We start from the raw sequence: 21,247 nt of genomic DNA on the forward strand, positions 1-21,247 counted from the left end.
ACGCTAAAGATCGCGACCTGCGAGGCGGCCACACTGGGCAGATGTCGCCCTCCCACACCCTCGCCGCCGTCACGGAACAGGCTCAGGCCGCAGCCCGGGTGGCGGCCGAATCGGCCGGCGTGAAGGTGAGCGACGAAAACAGCCTCGCCGGCTTTCTCGAGATTGAAGCCCTGTTCAACCGGGTCTGGCTCCTGCCGCCAGGCGAGAGCGCAATCCCCTCCGAACTGCTGCGCAGCATTAGCCACGCCGGCTGTAACGTGACCGCAGCCCGCGACCCGGCCGGCCGGCTGGTCGGTGCCGCCGCGGCCATCGTCACGCCGCAATCGACATCGATGTACTCCCTGATCGCCGGTGTTCTCCCTGGCATCAGCGACCGCGGAGTGGGGTTCGCCCTTAAACAGCACCAGCGTGCCTGGGGCCTGGCCCGCGACCTGACTGAGATGACCTGGACCTTCGACCCCCTGGTCAGCCGAAACGCCCGGTTCAACCTCACCAAGCTCGGCGCTCAGGTGAGCGAGTACGCCGTCGATTTTTACGGCCCCATGCAGGGCGAGATGAATGCCAACGATGAAAGTGACCGTCTGGTGGCCGTCTGGCCGCTCACCAGTGACGAGTCAGCTGCCTGCAGCGACGACCGCCCGATCGCGGTCGAACGTCCTGACTTCACCCCGAACGACGTGCTGAAAATCGGCCCAGACGGTGACCCCGTGCTCGTGGCAGCCGACGGCGACCTGTGGTGCCGGGTTCCCGCCGACATCGTGGCATTGCGTGGGCAGAACCCGCAGCTCGCGGCCGAGTGGCGACGTAGCATCCGCTCCATTTTTACCGACATATTCGCTTCCGGGCATATAGCCCGCGGGGTCAGCCGTGACGGCTGGTACCGACTCGCACCAGGAGGAACAGCATGAAAATCGAGACCATCGAGCTACGCCGCGTGCACATGCCGCTGGTGCGGCCGTTCCGCACCTCGTTTGGCACGTCCACCGAGCGGGAAGTCACCGTGGTGCGCGTGATCACAGCGGATGCCGAGGGTTGGGCCGAGTGCGCCGCGGACGCCCACCCCCTGTACAGTTCAGAATTTCTGGACGCCAGCGACCTGGTCATTCGCGACCACCTCGTGCCTCGGCTTCAGGCGCTCGGCGACCGGCTCAGCGCCGAACTGGTTGCGACCGCGCTCGAACCGGTCAAGGGCCACATGATGAGCAAGGCCGTGCTCGAAACGGCCATTCTCGACGCGCAACTCAAGACCACCGGCGTCTCGTTCGGTAGTCACCTCGGCGCGGTGCGCGACAGCGTACCGGCTGGCGTCTCGGTCGGCATCATGGACTCCATCCCCGAACTGCTCGATGCCGTCGCAGGCTACCTCGCCGAGGGCTACCTGCGCATCAAACTGAAAATCGAACCCGGCTGGGACCTCGAACCTGTCAAAGCCGTGCGCGAGAAATTCGGCCCCGACATGCTGCTACAAGTCGACGCCAACACGGCCTACACCCTCGCCGATGCCCGCCACCTCTCCGTGCTCGACCCGTTCGACCTGCTGCTGATGGAACAGCCGATGAAGGAAGACGACATGCTCGGCCACGCCAACCTGGCCAAGCTCATTCAGACGCCGATCTGCCTCGATGAGTCGATTGAATCGGCCCGCGACGCTGCGACGGCGATTACGCTCGGCGCCTGCAGCATCATCAACGTGAAGCCCGCCCGAGTCGGCGGCTACCTCGAGGCTCGGCGCATCCACGACGTCGCGGCCGCCCACGGCGTGCCGGTCTGGTGCGGCGGCATGCTCGAAACCGGCATCGGCCGGGCCGCCAATGTGGCCCTCGCCGCCCTGCCGAACTTCGTGCTGCCGGGTGATACCTCGGCGTCGAGCCGGTACTTCGCGCAGGACCTCACCGCACCTTTCGAGCTCGAGAACGGGCACCTGCGCGTACCGACGGGCCCCGGCATCGGTGTGGAGGTGCTGCCCGACGTCTTGGCCAGCGTCACCGCCAGCACCGACAGCATCCGTTTCTAGCTTTTCCCGAACCAGAGGAGACCGCCATGACCTTGCACCTGAACACAGTTTCGCCCCGCCCGCGCTGGCAACTGCTCGCGTCGGTCGGCCTCGTCGCCGGCCTCGCCCTCAGCGGATGCTCCGCCGCCGTTGACAGCACCGGCGACAGCTCCGATCCTGCCGCGGTCGCGGGTGACGTCGATGCGGTGGCAGCTGCCGCCCTGCCGGAGTCGTTCAAGAAGGCCGGAATCATCAAGGCCGCCTCGGATATCCCGTACCCGCCCATGGAAATGTACGACGCCGAGCAGAACATCACGGGCTTCGACCACGACCTCGCCGAAGCCCTCGGCGTGAAGCTCGGCGTGAAGTTCGAACTGCAGAAGCAGGCGTTCGCCACCGCGATTCCGTCGCTTCAGGCCGGCAAGAACGACGTGATCATGTCGGGCATGAACGACACCAAGGAACGTCAGGGCACCCTCGACTTCGTCGACTATTTCCACGCCGGATTCTCGATTCTCGTGCTCGCCGGCAACCCCGACAACATCACCGGAGTGCTCGACCTCTGCGGTAAGGACGTGGCGGTGCCCAAAGCCACCGTGCAGGCCGACATTTTGCGCAGCTACGACGAGGAATGCACGGCGGCCGGCCCCGGCCCGGTGATCATCTCCGAACTTCCCGGCGAAACCGAGGTGCAAACCGCAGTGCGGTCCGGCCGCGCCGTGGCCGAGGTCGTTGACTCGGCCGTCGCGGCGTATACCGCGCAGACCGCCGGTGACGGAACGATGTTCGAGGTCGTCACCGACGACGCCAACCCCAACGGGTACAGCCCGGTCTACAGCGGAATCGGCATTCTCAAGGAGAACAGTGATCTGAGTGAAGCCATCCGCCTCGCGCTGGTCGCGACCATCGCCGACGGCACCTACGCGGAGATTCTGGCCAAGTACGACCTCACCAACTACGGGCTCGACGAGGCCGGCTTCAACCTCGGTGCGTGACCTGATGCCGAATCTTCCGCTCGTGCGGCCCGGCCCGACGGCCCCACCCGCCGCAGTGCCGGCCGGCAGCGACCCCGATGACATCGATGCGGTTCCGCTGCGGCATCCGTGGCGCTGGGTCATCGCGATGCTGCTCCTCGTCGTCTTCGCTGCCGTAGCCGTTTCGCTCTGGCAGAACGACAACGTGAACCATCCCTCGATCAGCGAGTTCATCTTCGACCGGCGCATTCTCGACGGCGTCGTGCTCACCCTCGTGCTCACGATCGTGTCGATGGCCGTGTCAACCGTGTTCGCGGTGCTGCTGGCGGTCATGCGCCTGTCCAACAACCCGGTGATGAACGCCCTGTCCTGGCTCTACATCTGGGGTTTTCGCGGCACGCCGTTGCTCATTCAGATCGTGTTCTGGGGCTACCTCGGGTTGCTGTATGCGCAGATCACCCTGGGGATTCCGTTCACCGACTTCAGCCTGTTTTCGGTGGACACCAACACGCTCATCCCGGCATTCACCGCCGGGCTGCTCGCCCTCACGCTCAATCAGGCCGCGTACTCGGCCGAAATCGTGCGGGCCGGCATGCTCTCGGTTGACGAGGGCCAGTACGAAGCCGCCTACTCGGTCGGCATGAGCCCCACCTTCACCCTGTTCAAGGTGGTGCTGCCGCAAGCCATGCGGGTGATCATCCCGCCGATGGGTAACGAGACCATCTCGATGCTCAAGAACACTTCTCTCCTCTCCGTCATCGCTGTGCTCGAGGTGTACACCGTCGCCACCCAGATCTCCTCGCAGAACCTACGCCAGGTGGAACTGCTCGTCGTGGTCAGCTGTTGGTACCTGTTTCTCACCTCGATGCTGTCGATTCCGCAGTATTACCTCGAGCGTCATTACGGCCGCGGCAACGCCCGCACCCTGCCACCGACGCCGCTCGCCCGGGTATGGGCGGCCCTGCGTCCAACGCAACGCCCCACCACCAACAGAGCGGATGCCCCGTGACCGACACAACGCGCGAACCGGACCCGACGGCATCCGCTCCTAAACCGCTGCTGAGCGCCCGCAAGGTGCGCAAGAGCTTCGGCGGTGTCGAGGTGCTCAAAGGCATCTCCCTCGACGTTGCGGCCGGCCAGGTGATGTGTCTGCTCGGGCCGTCCGGCTCGGGCAAGAGCACGTTTCTGCGCTGCATCAACCACCTGGAACGCATCGACGGCGGTCGCATCTCGGTCGACGGCGAACTGGTCGGCTACGCCGCCAGGCACGGACGCATCTTTGAGATGAACCGGCGCGAGGTTGCTCGGCAGCGCGGCGGGATCGGAATGGTGTTTCAGCGCTTCAACCTGTTTCCGCACATGACCGCCCTCGAGAATATCACGGCGGCGCCGATCGGCGTACGAGGAGTGCCGAAACCGGCTGCCCTGTCGCGAGGCCGCGCGCTTCTCGACCGGGTCGGCCTGGCCGACCTCGCGCAGTCCTACCCGGCTCAGCTCTCCGGCGGGCAGCAACAGCGCGTCGCGATCGCACGTGCACTCGCGATGGATCCCAAGCTGCTCCTGTTCGACGAGCCGACCAGCGCGCTCGACCCGGAGCTGGTTGGAGACGTGCTCGACGTCATGCGGGCGCTGGCGGCAGACGGCATGACGATGGTCGTGGTCACCCATGAGATCGGCTTCGCCCGGGGCGCGGCCGATGAGGTTGTTTTCATGGACGCCGGGGTAGTGGTGGAGAGCGGGCCGCCGGCGAGCGTGCTGGACAATCCGCAGAACCCGCGCACGAAGGCCTTTCTCGACAGCGTCATGTGACACCGAGCGGTATTCCCGGGGCCTACTCTGGAAGCAACGCAACCCTGGAGGAACAATGACCGTGTTGACCGCCGATTTGTACGACGAGCGTGGCGACGAGCTGCAATCCGTACCACTGCAGTTTCAGACGATCGGCGGGCGAGCCCAGTTCGGCGGCCCGATTCGCACGGTCACCTGCTTCGAAGACAACGCCCTGCTCAAGTCGATCCTGTCCACGCCCGGCGACGGCGCCGTGCTCGTCATCGACGGCGGCGGCTCTCTCAACTCGGCGCTGATGGGCGATATGATCGCCGACCTCGCCGTCGCGAACGGCTGGTCCGGCGCCATCATCAACGGTGCCGTGCGTGACCGGGTCGCCATCGGCGCCCTCGACCTCGGCGTGAAAGCTCTCGGCAGCAATCCGCGCAAGAGTTCCAAGACCGGTTCCGGCACAGCGGATGCCGTGGTCGAGTTCGCCGGCGTGACCTTCACGCCCGGGCGCACCGTCTATTGCGACGAAGACGGCATTCTCGTCGAACGCTAACCCTTGCTCGAGTGTGGCTGTTACTGCTGAACGTCGTCGATGCGCACGACGACAAAGTTGGCGTCGAGCTCTACGTCGCGGTCGCTTCCGTTGTCGAGGGTGACCTCAACCTCGTAAACGTGGTCCGGGGGCTGCTACCGCGGCGCTCGCGCGACCGATCGGTCAGAGGTGATTCAACGCATCCGTTGCGGCGAACTGTTCGAGCACCGCCCGCACCTGGATCGACGCCTCGGTGCGCCCCGATCGTACGTCGGGAATGCGCAGAGCCGGCAGCTCGCTCGGCGTCGGAAAATTCGTGTAGGCGTCGCGCATGAATTGGTCGAGGCGCTCGCCCACCTTTGGATCCTCCGTCCATAACCGCGGCAGCCGAGCCGGCTCGGTGAGTGGATCGAACCCGAGCAGGGCGACCCGGTTTGCGGATCCCGCTGCTAGGTCGGAGTCGTCCGTGGGTAGTGGGCGAGCCATTCGTGCTCCGGCGAAGACCACTCCGGCACCGAGCAGTAGCCAGGCGACGGGCAGGATAGCCTGCATGCTGATTTCGCCGCCGGTGAGCAGAACGAAGAAGTAGGCGAAGACCCAGACCACGGGCGACAGCAGCATGAGGGCGATGCCGCCTCGACGAATGGATCGTGACCGCTTCGACCGGAGCGTGGTTGTGCCGGCCTGGCTGGCGGCGAAGGCCTCCTGCTCTGCCGGCGAGATAACTTGGCTGGCATCAAATCGCCAGGCGGCCAAGATGGCTTCGTGGCGAGCTGCGATCGCCTGGCTCAACAGGGACGCCCTCGGGGCCCAATCGCAGTATCGCTGACCGTCTGGTGATTGCACCCACAACCGATAGTTGATGTGGCGTTGCTCACTGACACCTTGCCAGGTGGCATAGGACGTTGCCGAAGCAGCTGCGGTCGCCCGAGCGGTCGTTGTGAACGACGTTTGGAGCCCCTCCGGCTGTTCCGGGGAGGTGCTGGCATTGAATGCGGCGACGGCGGCCGTCGCCGCGGACTGGGTATTTGTGACCGCGCGCGACAGATCATTGTCGATCATGAACTTCCCCCGGACATTTCTACGACGAACGGCAATATGCCGGGCTGGTCGTGCCGTGGGGTTGCTGTCGAACAACCGGGCAATGTCATCGTGGCACAACTCATTCGGTAAAAGTCCAGTCGAGCCGGTGCCGCCCCCGTACTGGGGTGGACAAAGCCCGGCCAGTGCGATAAATCAGGCATTTGACCCGCGCGCAAGCTCCCGATCGGGGGCTGCTGGAGCCGGCCGTTCGACGGCTAAGTTCAAACCCCCGAAGAGGAGAACCGTGACCATCGACGCTCCCATAATGCGACAGCGTTGCCCTGCGCAGTCGATCATAGAAGTGCTCCTGCTGGAGCAACGCCTGGTTGCGCCCCGCAGCCCGGTGCAACGCCTGGTCGGTCGGTCGCCGCTCGGCGCGGACAGCGCGCGCTGCTTTGACGCCGCGCGCGCTGAAATCGCCGTGGGGCTGGCTCTGGCCGAGCTGCCGCGGGAATGGATCGTCTTCCACTCCCTGCCGGTGGGCGAACGCGGCACCGACGTCGATCACCTCGTGATCGGACCGGGCGGGGTATTTGCCCTGCACTCCGACCGTCAGGCGCGCAAGTCGGTACTGGTCGCCGGGCGCAGCGTGCTGGTCGGTGCCCGCAAGATTCCCTATATCAGGGAGGCCGAATTCGAAGCGGTCAGCCTCACCACTCTGCTGTCGGAGCGGATGCCGCACGCCGCGTCGGTGCACGGAGTGGTCGTCCTCGTCGATACCAAGAGCGTGACGGTGAAGGCCCAGCCGTCCCGGGTGAAAGTGATCGAGGCCGTAGATCTGTGTGCCTGGCTGCAGGGGCTCCCTCCGGTGCTTGCCCCTCTCGACCGGTTGGAAATTGCCGGGTTCGTAGAGAATCCCGCGCTCTGGCAGGCCCTCGTGGCTCTGGAACCGGCTGAGATTCTGCTGCGCTTCGACGAGCTCGAGTCAGAAGTGGCGCGGGCGCGTCGTACTCGGCTGTTGTGGTGGCCGCTCGGAATGCTTCTCACGACACTCGGTGCCCTGGAAATGCTGCTGACGCTGCCGCAGCTCGTCAGCGCGCTCTAACCCGCTCGGCGCTACACGGCAGAAGCCGCTCGGCGCGCGCGAATCGCACGTCACCAAGCGGCTTCCGCTCGCGCCGGTTAGGAGGTGGGGTCGTCGGGAGTGTCCGTCGGCGCGACGGGGGCGTCGGTCGGCGCGGTCGGGGCATCCGTCGGCGGCGTCGGGGCGACGGGCGCGGTGCCGTCATCCGTTCCCCGCGGGCCACCCTGGCCCGGACCGTTGTGGGGACCGTTGTCGCCACCGGGGCGACCTGCCCCGGGCTCCGTGGCCCCGTCGCCATCAGCTTCGGCGCCGGGACCGTTGGAGATGCTGGAGTTATTCGAGGCCAATTCGGCGTTCGAACCCACGCCGGTGCCAAGACCGAAACCGATCCCGGCGCCTACGAGGAGCAGCGCCGCCGCGGCAACGCTTCCGATGAGAACGGGCTTGCGGTACCAGGAGCCTCCCGTCTTCTTCTTCGGTGCGGCTGGGTCGTACGGCGCGTTCGGCGTGGCGTAGCCGTTCGCGGCGGCCGCGAACGGAACGGTCGCGTTCGCATCGCTGGCCAGCGGCTGCTCGGCGTTCGGCACATCGTAAAGCGGAACCGTCGCGTTCGAATCAAATGGCAGGGTGGCCTGCGCGTCAAAGGGCAGGCTCGACTGCGAGTCGAAGACTTCGGTCGCGGCCGTTTCTTCTTCTTTTTTTGCCGCTGCGGCCTCAGAGGCGCTGGACGCAGTGGTCTCGTCGGTCGGGTCCGTGGGCTGGGAATCGTTGGTGCGGGTCATAATGTCTCCTACGCGTGAGCTAGTGGGTGCCCACTTGGGGCTTCTCTTTTTTCAGCCTTGGGTGCGAATCTGAAGACGAACTGAATCCTGCCGGAGGCCGCTAAACGGTCAGCGGGCGTATAGTAAACGCTCAGCTTCGCCCCGCACTGTTAAACCGTGCCCACCGAACCTGCCCGCGTTCTCGTCGTCGAAGACGAGGAGTCGCTGCGCAGCGCGATCGGCCAGGCACTCGTTCAGGCCGGTTTCGTCGTCGACACCGCACCCGACGGCGAGAACTTCGCCGAGCGCATCGCCAGATTCAGGCCCGATGCCGCGGTCCTCGACATTATGCTGCCCGGCGAAAACGGTCTGCATCTGGCCCAGCGGCTGCGGGCCGCCGGCAACACTCCCGTGCTCTTCGTCACCGCGCGGGACGCTGTCGACGATCGGCTCGCCGCGTTCCAGGCCGGTGCCGACGACTACATCATGAAGCCCTTCGTACTGGCCGAGCTTGTGGCACGGGTCACCGCCGTGCTCCGCCGCACCGGACGCCTGGTCTCGCCCACCATGCAGATCGGCGACCTCGTCATCGATGAAGAGGCCGCGACCGCCACCCGGGCGGGGGTTCTGGTCGACCTGACCGCCACGGAGCGCCGCCTGCTCACCTATCTCGCCCACAACCGCGGACGCACCCTCTCCAAAACCCAGATCCTCACTCAGGTGTGGGGTTACGACGACTACGATCCCAACCTGGTCGAGGCCTACGTGAGCACGCTGCGTCGAAAACTCGACGCCAACGGTGCGCGACTCATCCACACCGTGCGGGGGATCGGGTACCGCCTCACCGCCTGACCGGCACCGATACCAGCGGATGCCGCCCGCCCGCCGCGCACGCGGCATCCGTTTCCCTTCTACGAAAGTACGCCCCATGCGCACCACCTCACTGCGACTGCGAGTCGTCGCCGCCGTTCTGGCGATGCTCACGATTGTGCTGGTGGCGGTCGGTATTCTGATCAACCTCGTTCTCGGCGGGCAGCTGCGCGCCGACCTGCAGCAGCGGCTGATCGACCGGGCCGGCTACGCACAGATTCTGGCGGAGCAGGGCCTTCCGGCGCAGAGCCTGGCGAACCGGCTCACCGGCGACGACGTCACCGTGACCTACTCGGTCGGCGGCGACACGGTTTATGGCAGGGCCGACCCCAATCCCGGCGCAGACCGCGGGCCTGGCGCGCCGCCACACGCCGAATCGGTGCCGGGCGCTGTCGTCACGCAGAGCGGCGACCGCCTATCGGTCACCCAGACCGTCGCGGGCGGAACCCTCACCCTCAGCTCGAGTGAGGCCGGCATCGATTCGACTCTGGCCCAGCTGCGCACTATCGAGGTCGTGGCCGGTCTGCTCACCATCGTGGTGACCGGGCTGCTGCTAACCGGTGTGGTCGGAGTCGCCCTGCGTCCACTCACCCGCATGACCGCGCTCGCGCTGGCCATCACCCAGGGTGGCCGCGGCGGGAGGCTGCGCCCGAGCAACCCGCGCACCGAAATCGGGCGCACCGCCGGGGCCATCGACGACATGCTGCAGGCACTCGAAACTGCCGAGAATACGTCGCGTGAGGCCGCGGCCGATGCACAGGCCGCCGAGGCAACGGCCCGCGAGGCCGCGCAGGTTGCGGCCGCCGCCGAGGAGCGGATGCGCCAGCTTCTCGCCGACGTCTCGCACGAACTGCGCACCCCCGTCGCCGGTCTGCAGGCCAGCGCGGAGACCCTGCTGCGAGACAACCCGCCTCGCGCTGAACGGGAAAGCCTCACGGTCGGCATGATCCAGCAGACCCAACGAGCTGCCCGACTGGTCGACGACCTGCTGCTCATGACCCGGCTCGACCAGGGCGACCAGGGAACGGCATTCGAACCGGTCGACCTGTCCGCACTCATGCGCGGCGTCCTGGCCGAGCAGCGGATGCTGGGGGCCAGCCGCGAGTTCACGCTAACCATCGAGCCCGACGTCTGGGTGAGCGGTGACGCGCAGCGATTGGCCCAGATTGCGACCAATCTGCTCGGGAACGCGCGGAACGCGACCGAGCTGGGCGGCAGCATCCGCACCGATCTGGCCGTTGTGGACGGCGCGGCGCAGCTGACGGTGAGTGACTCTGGAGCCGGTGTGCCCGAGGCCGACCGCGAGCGCATCTTCGAACGTTTCGTGCGCCTCGACCCCTCGCGGGCGAGCAACCGCGGCGGTTCCGGCCTCGGCCTGTCGATCGCCCGAGCTCTCGCCAGGGCGCACGGCGGAACCCTGGCGTGCCTGGGACCGATCGCCCGCCCTGGCGCGCTGCCCGGTGCGCGCTTTGCGCTGACGCTGCCCCTGGCGTCCGCTGAATAAACTCTGCGCGCCGATCTATTCGCAGCCGGTTCCGTCGCCGTCGCGGTCGAGATGGCGTCCATAGCCGGGCTCGCCAACGTGCACCGGGGCCGCGCCGGCCTCGCGGGCGGCCGTGCAGTTCTGAAAGTAGACGTCGCTCGGCGTGTCGGCGACCGGCGCCGGTGCCGGTACCACGACGGGGTCGGTGCCCGTCGCGATCTCGTTCGGGCAGTCCGACAGGATGCGCGTCATCGCATCGTGTTCGGCCGTCGTCACCCACAACGCGTAGGTCGCCTTCACAGAAATCTGCCGGGCCACATAGGCGCACCGATAGCTTTTCAGCGGCGGCAGCCAGGTGGCAGTATCGCCATCCCCCTTGCGCGAATTGGTGACGCCGTCGACGGCGAGCAGGTTGAGCGGATCGTTGGCCAGCGCCACCCGCTGCTTCTGCGACAGCTGCTGCGCTCCGGTCTGCCAGGCGTTCGACAGAGCGACGACGTGGTCGATCTGCACGAGCGACGAGGTCGTCTGGCCGCGCACGAAGTCAATGATCAGTCCGGTGTACGGACCGAGCAGGACCCCGCTCTGCACCTCACAATCAGTGTCCACGACGAGCACGGTCAGGTCGCGGGCCAGAATATCGTTGCGGGTGTCGCATCCGTTTTCGTCGACGTCCTGCCAGGCCGAACCAAAGCTTCCCTCGCGGTGGTAGCCGGTTTTGGGCGCGCGCCCCTTCACCGGCAGGGTCGCCAGCACGGCGAGGGCCGCGGTGTCGGTCGCGGGCGGCGTACTAGAGGGTGTCGCCGTCGCCGTCGCCGTCGCCGTCGCCGTGGGTTCGGCGGTCGCCGTCGGTGCCCCGCTGCTGGTCGGACTGGCCGGATCCGACGAAACGGATGACCCCGCCACCGACGTTCCCACCAGGATCGCCGCGAGCACACCCACCATCAACCCCATCAGCAGGAACGATCGGGTCGGGCGTCGAACGGTCATGGGGCTCCTTATGGCCGCGCGGCACGACCATTCGAATATACGTGGTCCGACCCGGGCGTCTCGAAACTCGCCGGCATTCGCTTGGTGAAAAGTCACCCATTCTGGGGGTCTTGCGGCGGGGGCGGCACTGGCAAGATATAGAACCCGGCGAGGAGCACTGATGACTCACATACTCTCCACGCGGCGGCGTCTGTCGACGCCCCCGGTACTACCCGAATCGACCCGCACCGGAGCGCCCCGATTATCACCCGGCTCAGCCTGGCTGCTCGGCCGTACGCCTCGCCCCGCCGCGACGCCGACCGACCTGGCACTGGCTCGCGCGGGGAGTGAATCCGCCGTCGACACGCTGCTCGCGACGCTGCCCGAACACTGGGCCGCCTTCACGTTGCCGACACTCGGCGGTGATGGCCCGAGGTCGATGCGCCTGCTGGTCGGCCCCGGCGGGGTTCTCGCCCTGCACGCGCAGCTCTGCGACGGCCAGATCGCCTGGGTGCATCGCCAGAGCGTGCTCGTCGTCGGGCAGCGGTCGCCGGATCTCGCGGTCGCCGCCGCCGGCGCGAATCGGCTCACCACACTGATTCGCGGGCGGCTGCCGCTACGCACCGCGGTGCAGCCGGCGCTCGTGCTGCTGGGCGCTCGCGCGCTGTGGGTCACCGGCCGCTCGAGCCGGCTGTCGGGCAGAACGCCCGTGCCGGTGCTCGGGGCGGCGACGCTCGGCGACTGGCTGGCCGCGCGCCCGCAGGTATTGCGCCCGATCGAACGCATGGAACTGGCCGCAGTGATCGACAACCCGCTCACCTGGGGTAGTCGCCCGACAATCCTGCCCCGGCCCGGTAACGTGGGGGACCAGCCACCCGGCGACCGAGGTGGTAGGCAATGACCCCCCCGGATAGGACCCTCGATGCACACCGACGACCTCGCCCAGCTGCAGATTCTGCTCGACCAGGAACGCGCCCTGCAGTTCGACGCGTTCAGTCACGACGATGCGTGGGCGCTCGGTACCCGCCTCCGCACGATCGCCGCAGCTAGGGCGTTGCCGGTAGCGATCTCGATCGTGCTGGGTGACCAGCGGGTGTTCCATGCCGGCCTGGCGGGAGCATCCGCTGATAATGACGGTTGGCTGGAGCGCAAGTTCGCCGTCGTGCGGCGTTACGGGCACTCATCGCTCGCCGTCGGCGTGGAATTTCGCAGCCGCGGCGTCGACTTCGACGTTGATGCGCGACTCGACCCCACACGCTTCGCGGCGCACGGGGGAGCGTTTCCGCTGATCGTGCGCGGGTCGATGGTGGGCGTGGTCGGCGTCTCCGGGCTGCCGCAGCTCGACGATCATGCCCTCGTCGTCGAGGCGCTGCTGGCGCAGTTGGCCGCTTAACGCTTGGCTGGCCGGTGACCCTTGGCTGAGAGCAGTCGGGCGCCCACCGAGAACGCACCGCCGATCACGAGCGACACCACGGCCGCCGGCAGAATGACGTCGACGAACTGATTGCCCGAGAGCAGGTTGGCCAGCAGCAGCAGAACGGCCAGGCCGCTGAAAGCGAGCCCTGAGATCGCACAAACGTTGAACGTCAGGTGTTTCACGTACTATTCCAATCGGTGGGGTGGCTTTCAGGCTAGCCGACCTTGCCCTACCTAGTGGGGGAGGCACCGGCGCGACTCGCCCGCCTAGGGTTACAGCGGATGCTCCGCGCCAGCCTCGCACGTCGCCTCCTCAGCACGAATGAGCAATACTTATTTGTTGCTAACCAATGTTGCGACCCGGCCGATTGTTAACGCGGAATCGGCAGATGTCGGTGGCACGATAGTACGGGGCGCGAACCCGTGGTGAGGCAAGTGAACGTGGCTATGACAACTCTTAGGCCTGGAATGCGGGCGCGTGATCACGAGTCCGTGGCCTCCGTGACGCCAATCACACCTCTGGTCCCCACTGCTCCCGGTCGGTTTGCCGGTCAGTCCGTCGTCGAAGAACTGCTTCGCCAGCACGCCGATCGGCCGGCACGTTCCCGGCTCGCGCGCACCCTGGGAGCCCCGCCGCTTGACGCGAACGAACTCAGCTGGTTGCGCGCCGCGCAGGCCGAGATGATCGTCGGCGATATTCTCGGTCGGCTCCCTGAGGGCTACAGCGTTTACCATTCCCTGCCCATTCGCAATACAGCGTTCTGGGTCGACCACCTCGTCGTGGGGCCCGGTGGAATCTTCTCGATCAATTCCAAGACGCACTGGGATCGCGACCTGACCGGGTCGCTGCGCTCGATTCCGATCAACGATCACGCCATGCCGTACCTGCGCGATGCCCCGTTTGAATCGGCCCAGATCACCGCGCTGCTGGCGCAGGTATTGCCGGCCACCACCGTGGTTCAACCCGTAATTGTGCTGGTCAACCCGCACAAGATTCTGTTGGCCCGCAAACCGGATGCCGTAACGGTCATCGACTCCCCGCGCCTGCGCCGGTGGCTCGTGGCCCGCCCGCCGGTATTCAGCCCCGAGCAGCAGGCCGCGCTCACCGCGGCCATTGACGACCCGGCGACCTGGCGCGCAGCGGCCCAGCCGCTCGCACCGGCCCACCTGCACGCACGGTTCACCGCACTCGAACAGCAGGTCGCCGCAGCCGGCACCCGGCGCACCACGTTCACGGTGCTCGCCGGTGCAGCTGCTGCGACGGTGCTGGCTGTCGCCACCTCACCCCTGATCGTCGCTGCCGTCGAGTATCTCGCAGTGCGCTGACCCTCCCTGTCAGGGCGGGCTGATGGGGCCGAAGCTGGCTGTTCGCGCGTCCACGAGCCACGACGTCAGGCGAGGCGCTCGAGAACCGTGCCCTCGCGCATCCGCTCGACGCGAACGACGTGGTCGCGCAGGTCGCGCACTCCGCGCGGGATGGCCAGTTCGGCCACGTCCTGCCCCTTGGTCACCGCGTGCGACCGGGTCGGGTGCTTGTAGTCCTCGATGGATTGAAAGGTGTCCCGACCGCGCGGTTCCTTGCTGTGCCGCTGGGCGAAGCCGGAGTTGATCGCGCTCAGCTCGATCTCGTCCTCGTGCGCTGCGACCAGGCTCTTGGTACTCAGGGTGATCACGGTCTGGGCGTCGTCGCGGTAGGTGCGGGCGTTCAGTAGATCGCGCAGCATGCGCGGCTGCAGGTGAAAGAACACCCGGTCGTTCAGGGCTGCGCACCATTCAGCGAGCGTCATGTCGTCGAGGGCGTCCTCGAGCGACGGTTCGTGAAGGGCCTTCTGATGACGGATGACCGCGAGACCGAATTCCGAATGCTCCAGCACGCGTGACTCGCCTCGCCGTTTGCCGAGAATGGCGGCCTGGGGTGCGCCCTGTTTGACGCCCCAGCGGGTCACGAGCGCGCTCGGACTGAGCAGCCCGTGCCGCTCGATGGCGGGCCAGCTGCCGTCGGCGGCCACGTGGTAAAGCTCCGGGTACAGACGAATCAGATCGCGGGACAGCACGTTTCGAGCGTACTCTTCGGCACAGCAGGCCCGAGCCACGCCCTAGTCACTGGTCGAAGCGAGCTCGAACGTCACAAGCACTGTGCGACCGCTCGCCGCCGCAGGCGGCACCATGTCCACGAGCGCAACCTGGGTCAACCGCAGTTCGTCGCCCGCATGCACGCGCCCCTGCAGTTTCATGGTGACGTGAGCCCGAAACTCCGGCCGGGCGAACGCCGACTCGGTCGGAGAGTTGGCCAGCGGCCGCAGTACAGCAACGATCAGGTCGTGCAGCCGTGTCAACGCGGCGTTCTCGTCGATCAGCGTCACGGAAATGTCATGGTGTCGGCCAAACAGCTCGTCCTGCCCGGCGACCACGGTCAGCGCACCGAACCCGGCCAGCGCGGCGGCGCTGACGCGCGCGATCTCGTCGGGTGCGGCATCCGTTTCGAACGGGGCAAGCACGGTGATGTGCAGCGGCCAGGCTTCAACCGCGAAGCTCGCGCCGGCTTCGAGCGGAGTGAGCGGCAGAACGACAACGAGGCGGGGCATGCGCCGAGTCTAAACGGGCCGATCTGCGTGACCGGTCGGCTTCGTCAAGCGGCACGGCAAATAGAACGGGGTGTAGCCGTGCCCCCGTCGAAGCGGTACAACTGACGCATGACCAGTTCGCCGCTCCTTCTCGGCCCCATGATGCGGTACGTCGACGACGTGTCCGCGAGCATCTGGTTCGAGACGCGGGATGCTGGAGAAGTCGTGGTGACGGCCGCTGGGCGCTCTTGGGAGGCGCGCACCTTTGCCGTGCACGGACACCACTACGCGCTGGTGCACGTAGACGGCCTGCCACCCGACGCTGCACTGCCGTACACGGTTCAGATCGACGGGACCCCGGTCTGGCCCGATCCGGAGTCGTCGCTGCCGGCGTCCGTCATCCCGACGCTCGGCAGCGGGCATCCGTTGCGGCTGTCATTCGGCTCCTGCCGCACCAGCGTTCCCCACGATGCCGAGGGAAATCGCACCCACGGCGTCGATGCCTTGCGGGCGTGTGCCCTGCGGCTCGCTTCGCCCGATAACAATGTGCCGCGCCCGGATCTGATTCTTTTTCTCGGCGACCAAGTTTACGCCGACCTGACCACGGAGAAGATGCAGCAATTCATTCGCGCCCGACGTGACATGAGCCAGCCGCCCGGCAAGGAACTGGCCGACTTCGAGGAGTACGCGCACCTCTACAGCCTGGCCTGGTCAGACGAAGCGAACCGGTGGCTGCTTGCGACCGTGCCGACGGCCATGATCTTCGATGACCACGACATTCGCGACGACTGGAACACGTCCCTGGCCTGGAAGCGCGACATGGAGGCGACGCAATGGTGGCACGGCCGCATCGTGGCGGGGCTGGCCTCCTACTGGGTATACCAGCATCTCGGCAACATGTCGCCGGTGGAACGCGCCGCCGACGAGATCTGGCGGGAGATCGCGGCCCACACCGGTGAGACCGAACTCGATCTCACCGCCCGGCTCGACGCATTCGCCGACCGGTGCGATCAGGAGCCCGCCAGCTACCGGTGGAGCTACTGCCGCGATATCAACGACGTGCGGCTGATCGTGGTCGACTCCCGCGCCGCCCGCGAGCTCGAACCAGCACGGCGGGCTCTGCTAGACGACGACGAAACCGCTTGGCTCGACGAGCGGATGCGCGGCGGCTTTCGGCACCTGCTGGTCGGCACCTCACTGCCCTTTCTCCTGCCGCCCGGCCTTCACCACCTCGAATCGTGGGATGAAGCGGTCTCCCAAGGAGCGTGGGGCAGGCCCGCGGCCCGTGTGGGCGAGCGCCTGCGCCGGCTCGTCGATCTGGAGCATTGGGCCGCGTTTGAGCGCAGTTTTCGTCAGCTGGCACGCATGGCCACAGAGGTGGCCGACGGCCGCCGCGGCCCGGCTCCGCAGACCGTGACATTCCTGTCAGGCGACGTGCACTACTCAACGGTCTCCGAGGTGCAGCGCGCGACGGGGAGTCGCATCGTGCAGGCCGTCTGCTCGCCGATCCGCAATCCGCTGCCCATCATCATGCGCTCGTTCTCCGCGGTGCTGGCCTACACCATTGCCACCCGGCTGGCGGCGCTGCTGGCCCGATCCGCCGGGGTCAAGTCGCCGCCGTTTCACTGGGCGGGAGTCAAGGGCCCGTGGTTCGATAATTGCCTGGCGAATCTCGAAGACACCCCAGCCGGACTCGTTCTGAAGTGGGAGAAGGGCGTTGTGTCGAACGGCGACCACGGGCATCCGTTGGTGGAAACCGTGGCAACAGTGACAGTCTCTCCTCGACCGCGATGAGTGGCTGAACGAGGCCGAAGTCCGCAGCTCTGCAGCACACTGCGGAGGCGCAGATGCTCATTCTCTGTTGGAGCCCTGTTCGGCCCGCTTCCTGCCTATGCTTGATGTGAGCGAACTGGCTCAGTGACGGTGCGCGCACGCGAACCGTTAACCGGTTCCTACTGAGCCGCAGACTTCTGGGGGCTGCATCATGATTCCTGTTGACACCGATGTAGCAGTGCCACGTCATACGAGCGTTGGCGACCTTCTCGCGAGCAGCAAACGAGCAAGCTCGCAGGGTGATCATCGTCGCGGTGCAGATCAGGCCGAAGAGGCGCTAGCCCGTAGCGAAGCGACTGCCGAGCAGCAAGCCGGTGCTCATGAGCTCCTGATGTTGCACCGGCTCCGGTTGGGGGACTACCAGTCGTCAGTCAAGCATGGCCTTCTGGCTTTGGAGTATTTCACGGCCAATGGAAACCTGCTCGCCACGTCCAACGTGCACTGCACGCTCGCGTTGGCATTTTCCGACACGGCGCTGAATGAAACAGCGCTGCATCATGTACTCGGAGCCGTCGAGACCGCCAGAGCCTGTGCCAACCCGACGGCCGAATTCTGGGCACTGAGCCGCTCATCGCTGGTGCACGGGGCCATGGGGGATGCGGAGCGCGCGGTGGATTTGGGCAAGCAGGCCCTGGCCCTCGCCGAAACCCTGCACGACCCCGACACGAGTTTCACGGCGTTGAACAACCTGGGCGACACCTATCTCACCATCGCTCGCACCATGCTGTCGCGTCAGGAAGTTGCGTCGCAGCCCTTCGCTGAAGGATTGATCCTCATGCGTGAGGCCGTCGGCTTGGCGCAAGAACAACAGAACCCATTTCGTGAAGCGATAGCGCGGACCAACCTGGTTAGCCTCCTGATCGGACTTGGGCAGCTCGACGAAGCTCGCGAGCAAGGACGCCAGGGCAAGGCTCTGAGTAAATTGCACGGCTATCGCAGCCTCGAGATCGACATCGACGCCCAGCTTGCTGAGTTGGTGCGGGCGTCGGGCTGCTTCGAGGAGGCCACGGCCATGATGGAAGCGCAGCTCGCCAATCCCGACGTCGACGACGAGCCGGCTTTGCTCGCAAAGCTGCATCGGTCGCTCTACGAGATGCACAAGGCGGGCGGGCGGTTCGCCCAGGCGCTGGCCCACCACGAACGGTTGTATGCCGTGACCTTGCTCACGACAGTTCAGACCGCCGGGCTGCAGGCGCAGATGCTCATAAACACCATTGAAATCGAGCACGCTCGCCACGAGGTGGAGAGATTTCAACTGGAAGTGCGAGTGGAACGCTCCCGTGCCGAGGAACTCGACGACCAAGCAAATACCGATCCGCTCACGGGCTTGCTGAATCGTCGCGCACTCGACCGTGAATTGCCGTGGATGACAGGGCGCGCCGAGAACGACAGGCGCCCGCTCTGCGCCGCCATGATCGACTTCGATCATTTCAAACAGGTGAACGATGCCCACGGCCACGCGATGGGCGACCAGGTGCTCACGGTCATGGCCTCGATGTTGCGCACAATAACTCGCGGAACTGACCTCGCGGTGCGAGTCGGCGGCGAGGAATTTCTGCTCGTCCTAGCCGATACCAGCTTGGCCGAAGCTTCGGCAGTCTGCGATCGGCTCATGACTTCTGTGCGAGCATATGACTGGAACGCACTGGCACTGGGACTGGCCTGCAGGGTCAGTGTGGGCCTCGCGGCATTCGGTTCGCACGAATCCGCCTCGGGATGGTTAGCTCGAGCAGACGCCGCTCTCTACGAAGCGAAGAGCACCGGGCGCGATCGCGTTCACGTGGACGAACGCGACGCCGAGACCATTCCTTGAAGGGGGTATTCTCTCGACGCACGCTGCATTTCGGAGGGCCTGCGAGACCTCGCCCGCCTCGACCAGATCGTGACGCTGCTACAAACGGATGTCGAGCGTGCGCCGCGCCGCCGCAACCACGTGCTCCACGGTCACACCGGTAAGCGTCATGATTTCGGCGCCGCTGCCCGATTCGCCGAAATCGTCGATGCCGACGACCTCGCCGTGAAGCCCGACCCAGCGCCACCAGCCGTCACCGCGCCCAGCCTCCACGGCCACCCGGGCGTGCAGGTTCGGCGGTAGTACCTTGTCGCGGTAGGCCGGGGATGCGTCGGCGAACCACTCCACGCACGGCATCGATACCACGCGCACCGCGAGGTCGTCAGCACTGAGCTGTTCGGCCGCCGCGATGGCCACGGAGACCTCGCTGCCGGTCGCGATCAGCGCCAGGTCGAGGCCGGTTCCGCTCTGCCAGGCCACATAGCCGCCGGCGGCAACGCCGGCATCGAGGCCGTCGCGAAGGCCGAGGACCGGCACGTCCTGCCGGGAGAGTACGAGTGCCGCCGGCCCGTCGGGGCGGGCGACGAGGCGACGCCAGGCGGCTACGGTTTCGGCGGCATCCGCTGGGCGAATGACGGCCAGGCGCGGTACCGTGCGCAGCGAGGCGATCTGCTCAACGGGCTGGTGGGTGGGGCCATCCTCGCCGACCGCGACCGAATCGTGGGTGAAGACGTAGAGCACCGGCAGGCGCATGAGCGCCGCCAGGCGCATCGCCGGGCGCAGGTAATCGCTGAACACGAGGTAGGTCGAGCCGAACGGCCGCCACGGACCGGCCAGGGCGATGCCGTTCAGAATGGCGGCCATGGCGTGCTCGCGAATGCCGAAGTGAATGAAATCCCCGCCGGGGTTGGTCGCCGAAACGGCAGTGCCTGGCACGGTCACGTTGGTAGAGCCGCTGAGGTCGGCCGATCCGCCCCAGAGCGCCAGCGCGGGCGTGAGCGCCTGGATGACTTTTCCGTTGGTCTTGCGGGTAGCGACCAGAGTGCCCGGTGCGGGCACCTCTACGGCATCGAGCGCCGCGGTGGCCGCCTGCTGGTCGGTGCCGGAGTGAAAAGCGAGCCAGGACTGCGCCGCTTCCGGGTGTGAGCCGGCCCAGGCAGCGAAGCCCTCGCCCCATCCCGCCTCCAGATCGAGCCCGCGCTGCACGGCACGGCGGCAGAAGGCGAGCGCCTCGGGCGAAACGAGCTGCGCGAGCGTGGCGTGCGCCTCGAACCCGAGGGAGACTTTCACCGCGGCGATTTCTTCGGCCCCGAATCCGCCGGAGTGCGCGGCCGGCTGTCCGCCGAACACGGTCGATGGGGCGCCGATAGTGGTGGACACGGCCACGAGGGTGGGGCGACCGGTGCGGGTGGCGGCGAGGCGCAGCATCCGTTCGATGCCGTCGAGGTCGGTGGCGTCGGAGATCTCCAGCACACGCCAGCCGTAGGCGCGGTAGCGGGCGCGCACGTCTTCGGCGAAGGCATCCGTGGTCGGCCCGTCAATGGTCACGCCGTTGTCGTCCCAGATCAGCACGAGATTCTCGAGACCGAGTGTGCCGGCCACGCTCGACGCCTCGGCCGAGACGCCCTCCTGCAGGCAGCCGTCGCCGGCCACTGCCCAGACGGTGTGGTCGAGCAAAGCCGAGCCCGGCGTGAAGGTGGCGGCCTCCTTGCGGGCGGCGATCGCCATTCCCACAGCGGATGCCACCCCCTGCCCGAGCGGGCCGGTACTCATTTCGACACCCACGGTATGACCGTGTTCCGGATGCCCGGGAGTACGCGAACCGAGCGTGCGGCTGGCCGCAATATCGTCGAGGGTCAGGCCGTAGCCGGTGAGAAAGAGCTGCACGTACAGCAGCAGGCTCGCGTGCCCGGCGCTGAGCACAAACCGGTCGCGGGCCACCCAGTGCGGGTTGCTCGGGCTGTGCCGCATCACGCGGGAGAACAGCACGTGCGAGAGTGGGGCCATGGCCATCGCGGTGCCGCCATGGCCATGGCCCTTCGACTGTACCACGTGGGCAGGAATGGCAATGGCAGCGGCAACCGCCCGAGCTTCAGCGGAGCGATCAACATCGGCATCGATGATGACAGAACGAGAATTCACAGTCATACTGCACACATTGGTATATAAATATA

The 21,247-nt window shown here is 66.6% G+C and carries 21 protein-coding genes; 14 read left to right on the plus strand and 7 right to left on the minus strand.

Going from position 1 to position 21,247, the window contains the following annotated elements:
• Positions 1 to 41 precede the first annotated feature (41 nt).
• Genes QMF22_RS02675 through rraA form a run of 6 tightly spaced genes read left to right on the plus strand, consistent with a single transcriptional unit; the run spans position 42 to position 5,299 of the window.
• Positions 42 to 908, plus strand: a complete 867-nt coding sequence (locus QMF22_RS02675; RefSeq protein WP_283450080.1) for a hypothetical protein — start codon at positions 42 to 44, stop codon at positions 906 to 908.
• Positions 905 to 2,014 (plus strand): o-succinylbenzoate synthase, encoded by a 1,110-nt coding sequence (gene menC, locus QMF22_RS02680; RefSeq protein ID WP_283450082.1) that lies wholly within the window; start codon positions 905 to 907, stop codon positions 2,012 to 2,014. The genes QMF22_RS02675 and menC overlap by 4 nt, the downstream gene beginning before the upstream one ends.
• Before the next feature lie 26 nt (positions 2,015 to 2,040).
• A complete protein-coding gene (locus QMF22_RS02685) occupies positions 2,041 to 2,988 on the plus strand; it encodes an ABC transporter substrate-binding protein (RefSeq protein WP_283450084.1) in 948 nt (315 codons plus the stop codon).
• A 4-nt stretch (positions 2,989 to 2,992) separates the two neighbouring features.
• Positions 2,993 to 3,976 carry an amino acid ABC transporter permease gene (locus tag QMF22_RS02690; RefSeq protein WP_283450086.1) on the plus strand — a complete coding sequence of 328 codons (984 nt, stop codon included), beginning with the start codon at positions 2,993 to 2,995 and terminating at the stop codon, positions 3,974 to 3,976.
• The gene (locus tag QMF22_RS02695; protein ID WP_502846896.1) at positions 3,919 to 4,776 is read left to right on the plus strand and encodes an amino acid ABC transporter ATP-binding protein; all 858 of its coding nucleotides are present in this window, start codon (positions 3,919 to 3,921) and stop codon (positions 4,774 to 4,776) included. Before QMF22_RS02690 ends, QMF22_RS02695 begins: the two co-directional genes overlap by 58 nt.
• 55 nt (positions 4,777 to 4,831) lie before the next feature.
• On the plus strand, positions 4,832 to 5,299 hold the full coding sequence (gene rraA, locus QMF22_RS02700; RefSeq protein WP_283450090.1) for a ribonuclease E activity regulator RraA: 468 nt from the start codon (positions 4,832 to 4,834) through the stop codon (positions 5,297 to 5,299).
• 162 nt (positions 5,300 to 5,461) lie between these two features.
• Here rraA and QMF22_RS02705 read toward each other — a convergent pair whose 3' ends face one another.
• Complete coding sequence (locus QMF22_RS02705; protein ID WP_283450092.1) at positions 5,462 to 6,340, minus strand: hypothetical protein; 879 nt, start codon at positions 6,338 to 6,340, stop codon at positions 5,462 to 5,464.
• 265 nt (positions 6,341 to 6,605) lie between these two features.
• Between QMF22_RS02705 and QMF22_RS02710 the strand changes: the two genes are divergently transcribed.
• On the plus strand, positions 6,606 to 7,406 hold the full coding sequence (locus tag QMF22_RS02710; RefSeq protein ID WP_283450094.1) for a nuclease-related domain-containing protein: 801 nt from the start codon (positions 6,606 to 6,608) through the stop codon (positions 7,404 to 7,406).
• A 77-nt stretch (positions 7,407 to 7,483) separates the two neighbouring features.
• On the opposite strand, the gene QMF22_RS02715 is transcribed toward QMF22_RS02710, so the two are convergent.
• Positions 7,484 to 8,167, minus strand: a complete 684-nt coding sequence (locus QMF22_RS02715) for a hypothetical protein (protein WP_283450096.1) — start codon at positions 8,165 to 8,167, stop codon at positions 7,484 to 7,486.
• Positions 8,168 to 8,323: 156 nt separating this feature from the next.
• On the opposite strand from QMF22_RS02715, the gene QMF22_RS02720 reads away from it, so the two are divergent.
• Both QMF22_RS02720 and QMF22_RS02725 read left to right on the plus strand, forming a co-directional pair.
• Complete coding sequence (locus tag QMF22_RS02720; protein WP_283450098.1) at positions 8,324 to 8,998, plus strand: response regulator transcription factor; 675 nt, start codon at positions 8,324 to 8,326, stop codon at positions 8,996 to 8,998.
• A 76-nt stretch (positions 8,999 to 9,074) separates the two neighbouring features.
• The gene (locus QMF22_RS02725) at positions 9,075 to 10,520 is read left to right on the plus strand and encodes a sensor histidine kinase (protein ID WP_283450100.1); all 1,446 of its coding nucleotides are present in this window, start codon (positions 9,075 to 9,077) and stop codon (positions 10,518 to 10,520) included.
• 15 nt (positions 10,521 to 10,535) lie between these two features.
• Here QMF22_RS02725 and QMF22_RS02730 read toward each other — a convergent pair whose 3' ends face one another.
• Positions 10,536 to 11,489 (minus strand): GmrSD restriction endonuclease domain-containing protein, encoded by a 954-nt coding sequence (locus QMF22_RS02730; RefSeq protein ID WP_283450102.1) that lies wholly within the window; start codon positions 11,487 to 11,489, stop codon positions 10,536 to 10,538.
• 160 nt (positions 11,490 to 11,649) lie between these two features.
• Between QMF22_RS02730 and QMF22_RS02735 the strand changes: the two genes are divergently transcribed.
• Together QMF22_RS02735 and QMF22_RS02740 are read left to right on the plus strand one after the other, a co-directional pair.
• Positions 11,650 to 12,369: a hypothetical protein gene (locus tag QMF22_RS02735; RefSeq protein WP_283450104.1), complete on the plus strand. Its 720-nt coding sequence runs from the start codon at positions 11,650 to 11,652 to the stop codon at positions 12,367 to 12,369.
• A 21-nt stretch (positions 12,370 to 12,390) separates the two neighbouring features.
• Positions 12,391 to 12,861, plus strand: a complete 471-nt coding sequence (locus QMF22_RS02740; protein ID WP_283450106.1) for a heme-degrading domain-containing protein — start codon at positions 12,391 to 12,393, stop codon at positions 12,859 to 12,861.
• Here QMF22_RS02740 and QMF22_RS02745 read toward each other — a convergent pair.
• Positions 12,858 to 13,067, minus strand: a complete 210-nt coding sequence (locus tag QMF22_RS02745; protein ID WP_283450108.1) for a hypothetical protein — start codon at positions 13,065 to 13,067, stop codon at positions 12,858 to 12,860. The two genes, QMF22_RS02740 and QMF22_RS02745, sit on opposite strands and share 4 nt — an antisense overlap.
• 318 nt (positions 13,068 to 13,385) lie before the next feature.
• Between QMF22_RS02745 and QMF22_RS02750 the strand changes: the two genes are divergently transcribed.
• The gene (locus QMF22_RS02750) at positions 13,386 to 14,210 is read left to right on the plus strand and encodes a nuclease-related domain-containing protein (RefSeq protein ID WP_283450110.1); all 825 of its coding nucleotides are present in this window, start codon (positions 13,386 to 13,388) and stop codon (positions 14,208 to 14,210) included.
• Between the two features lie 65 nt (positions 14,211 to 14,275).
• Here the strand turns inward: QMF22_RS02750 and QMF22_RS02755 are convergent, their stop codons facing one another.
• Together QMF22_RS02755 and QMF22_RS02760 are read right to left on the minus strand one after the other, a co-directional pair.
• Positions 14,276 to 14,938, minus strand: a complete 663-nt coding sequence (locus tag QMF22_RS02755) for a DUF7002 family protein (RefSeq protein WP_283450112.1) — start codon at positions 14,936 to 14,938, stop codon at positions 14,276 to 14,278.
• A gap of 42 nt (positions 14,939 to 14,980) precedes the next feature.
• A complete protein-coding gene (locus QMF22_RS02760) occupies positions 14,981 to 15,469 on the minus strand; it encodes a 2'-5' RNA ligase family protein (protein WP_283450114.1) in 489 nt (162 codons plus the stop codon).
• 108 nt (positions 15,470 to 15,577) lie between these two features.
• Between QMF22_RS02760 and QMF22_RS02765 the strand changes: the two genes are divergently transcribed.
• Together QMF22_RS02765 and QMF22_RS02770 are read left to right on the plus strand one after the other, a co-directional pair.
• Entirely contained in the window at positions 15,578 to 17,242 is a 1,665-nt protein-coding gene (locus tag QMF22_RS02765) for an alkaline phosphatase D family protein (protein WP_283450118.1), read from the plus strand.
• A 190-nt stretch (positions 17,243 to 17,432) separates the two neighbouring features.
• On the plus strand, positions 17,433 to 19,094 hold the full coding sequence (locus QMF22_RS02770) for a tetratricopeptide repeat-containing diguanylate cyclase (protein ID WP_283450120.1): 1,662 nt from the start codon (positions 17,433 to 17,435) through the stop codon (positions 19,092 to 19,094).
• A 78-nt stretch (positions 19,095 to 19,172) separates the two neighbouring features.
• Here QMF22_RS02770 and QMF22_RS02775 read toward each other — a convergent pair whose 3' ends face one another.
• Entirely contained in the window at positions 19,173 to 21,221 is a 2,049-nt protein-coding gene (locus QMF22_RS02775; RefSeq protein ID WP_283450122.1) for a transketolase family protein, read from the minus strand.
• Between the last annotated feature and the right edge of the window lie 26 nt (positions 21,222 to 21,247).

The sequence above is a fragment of the Cryobacterium sp. PH31-L1 genome (genome assembly GCF_030063145.1).
Classification (GTDB): Bacteria; Actinomycetota; Actinomycetes; order Actinomycetales; family Microbacteriaceae; genus Cryobacterium.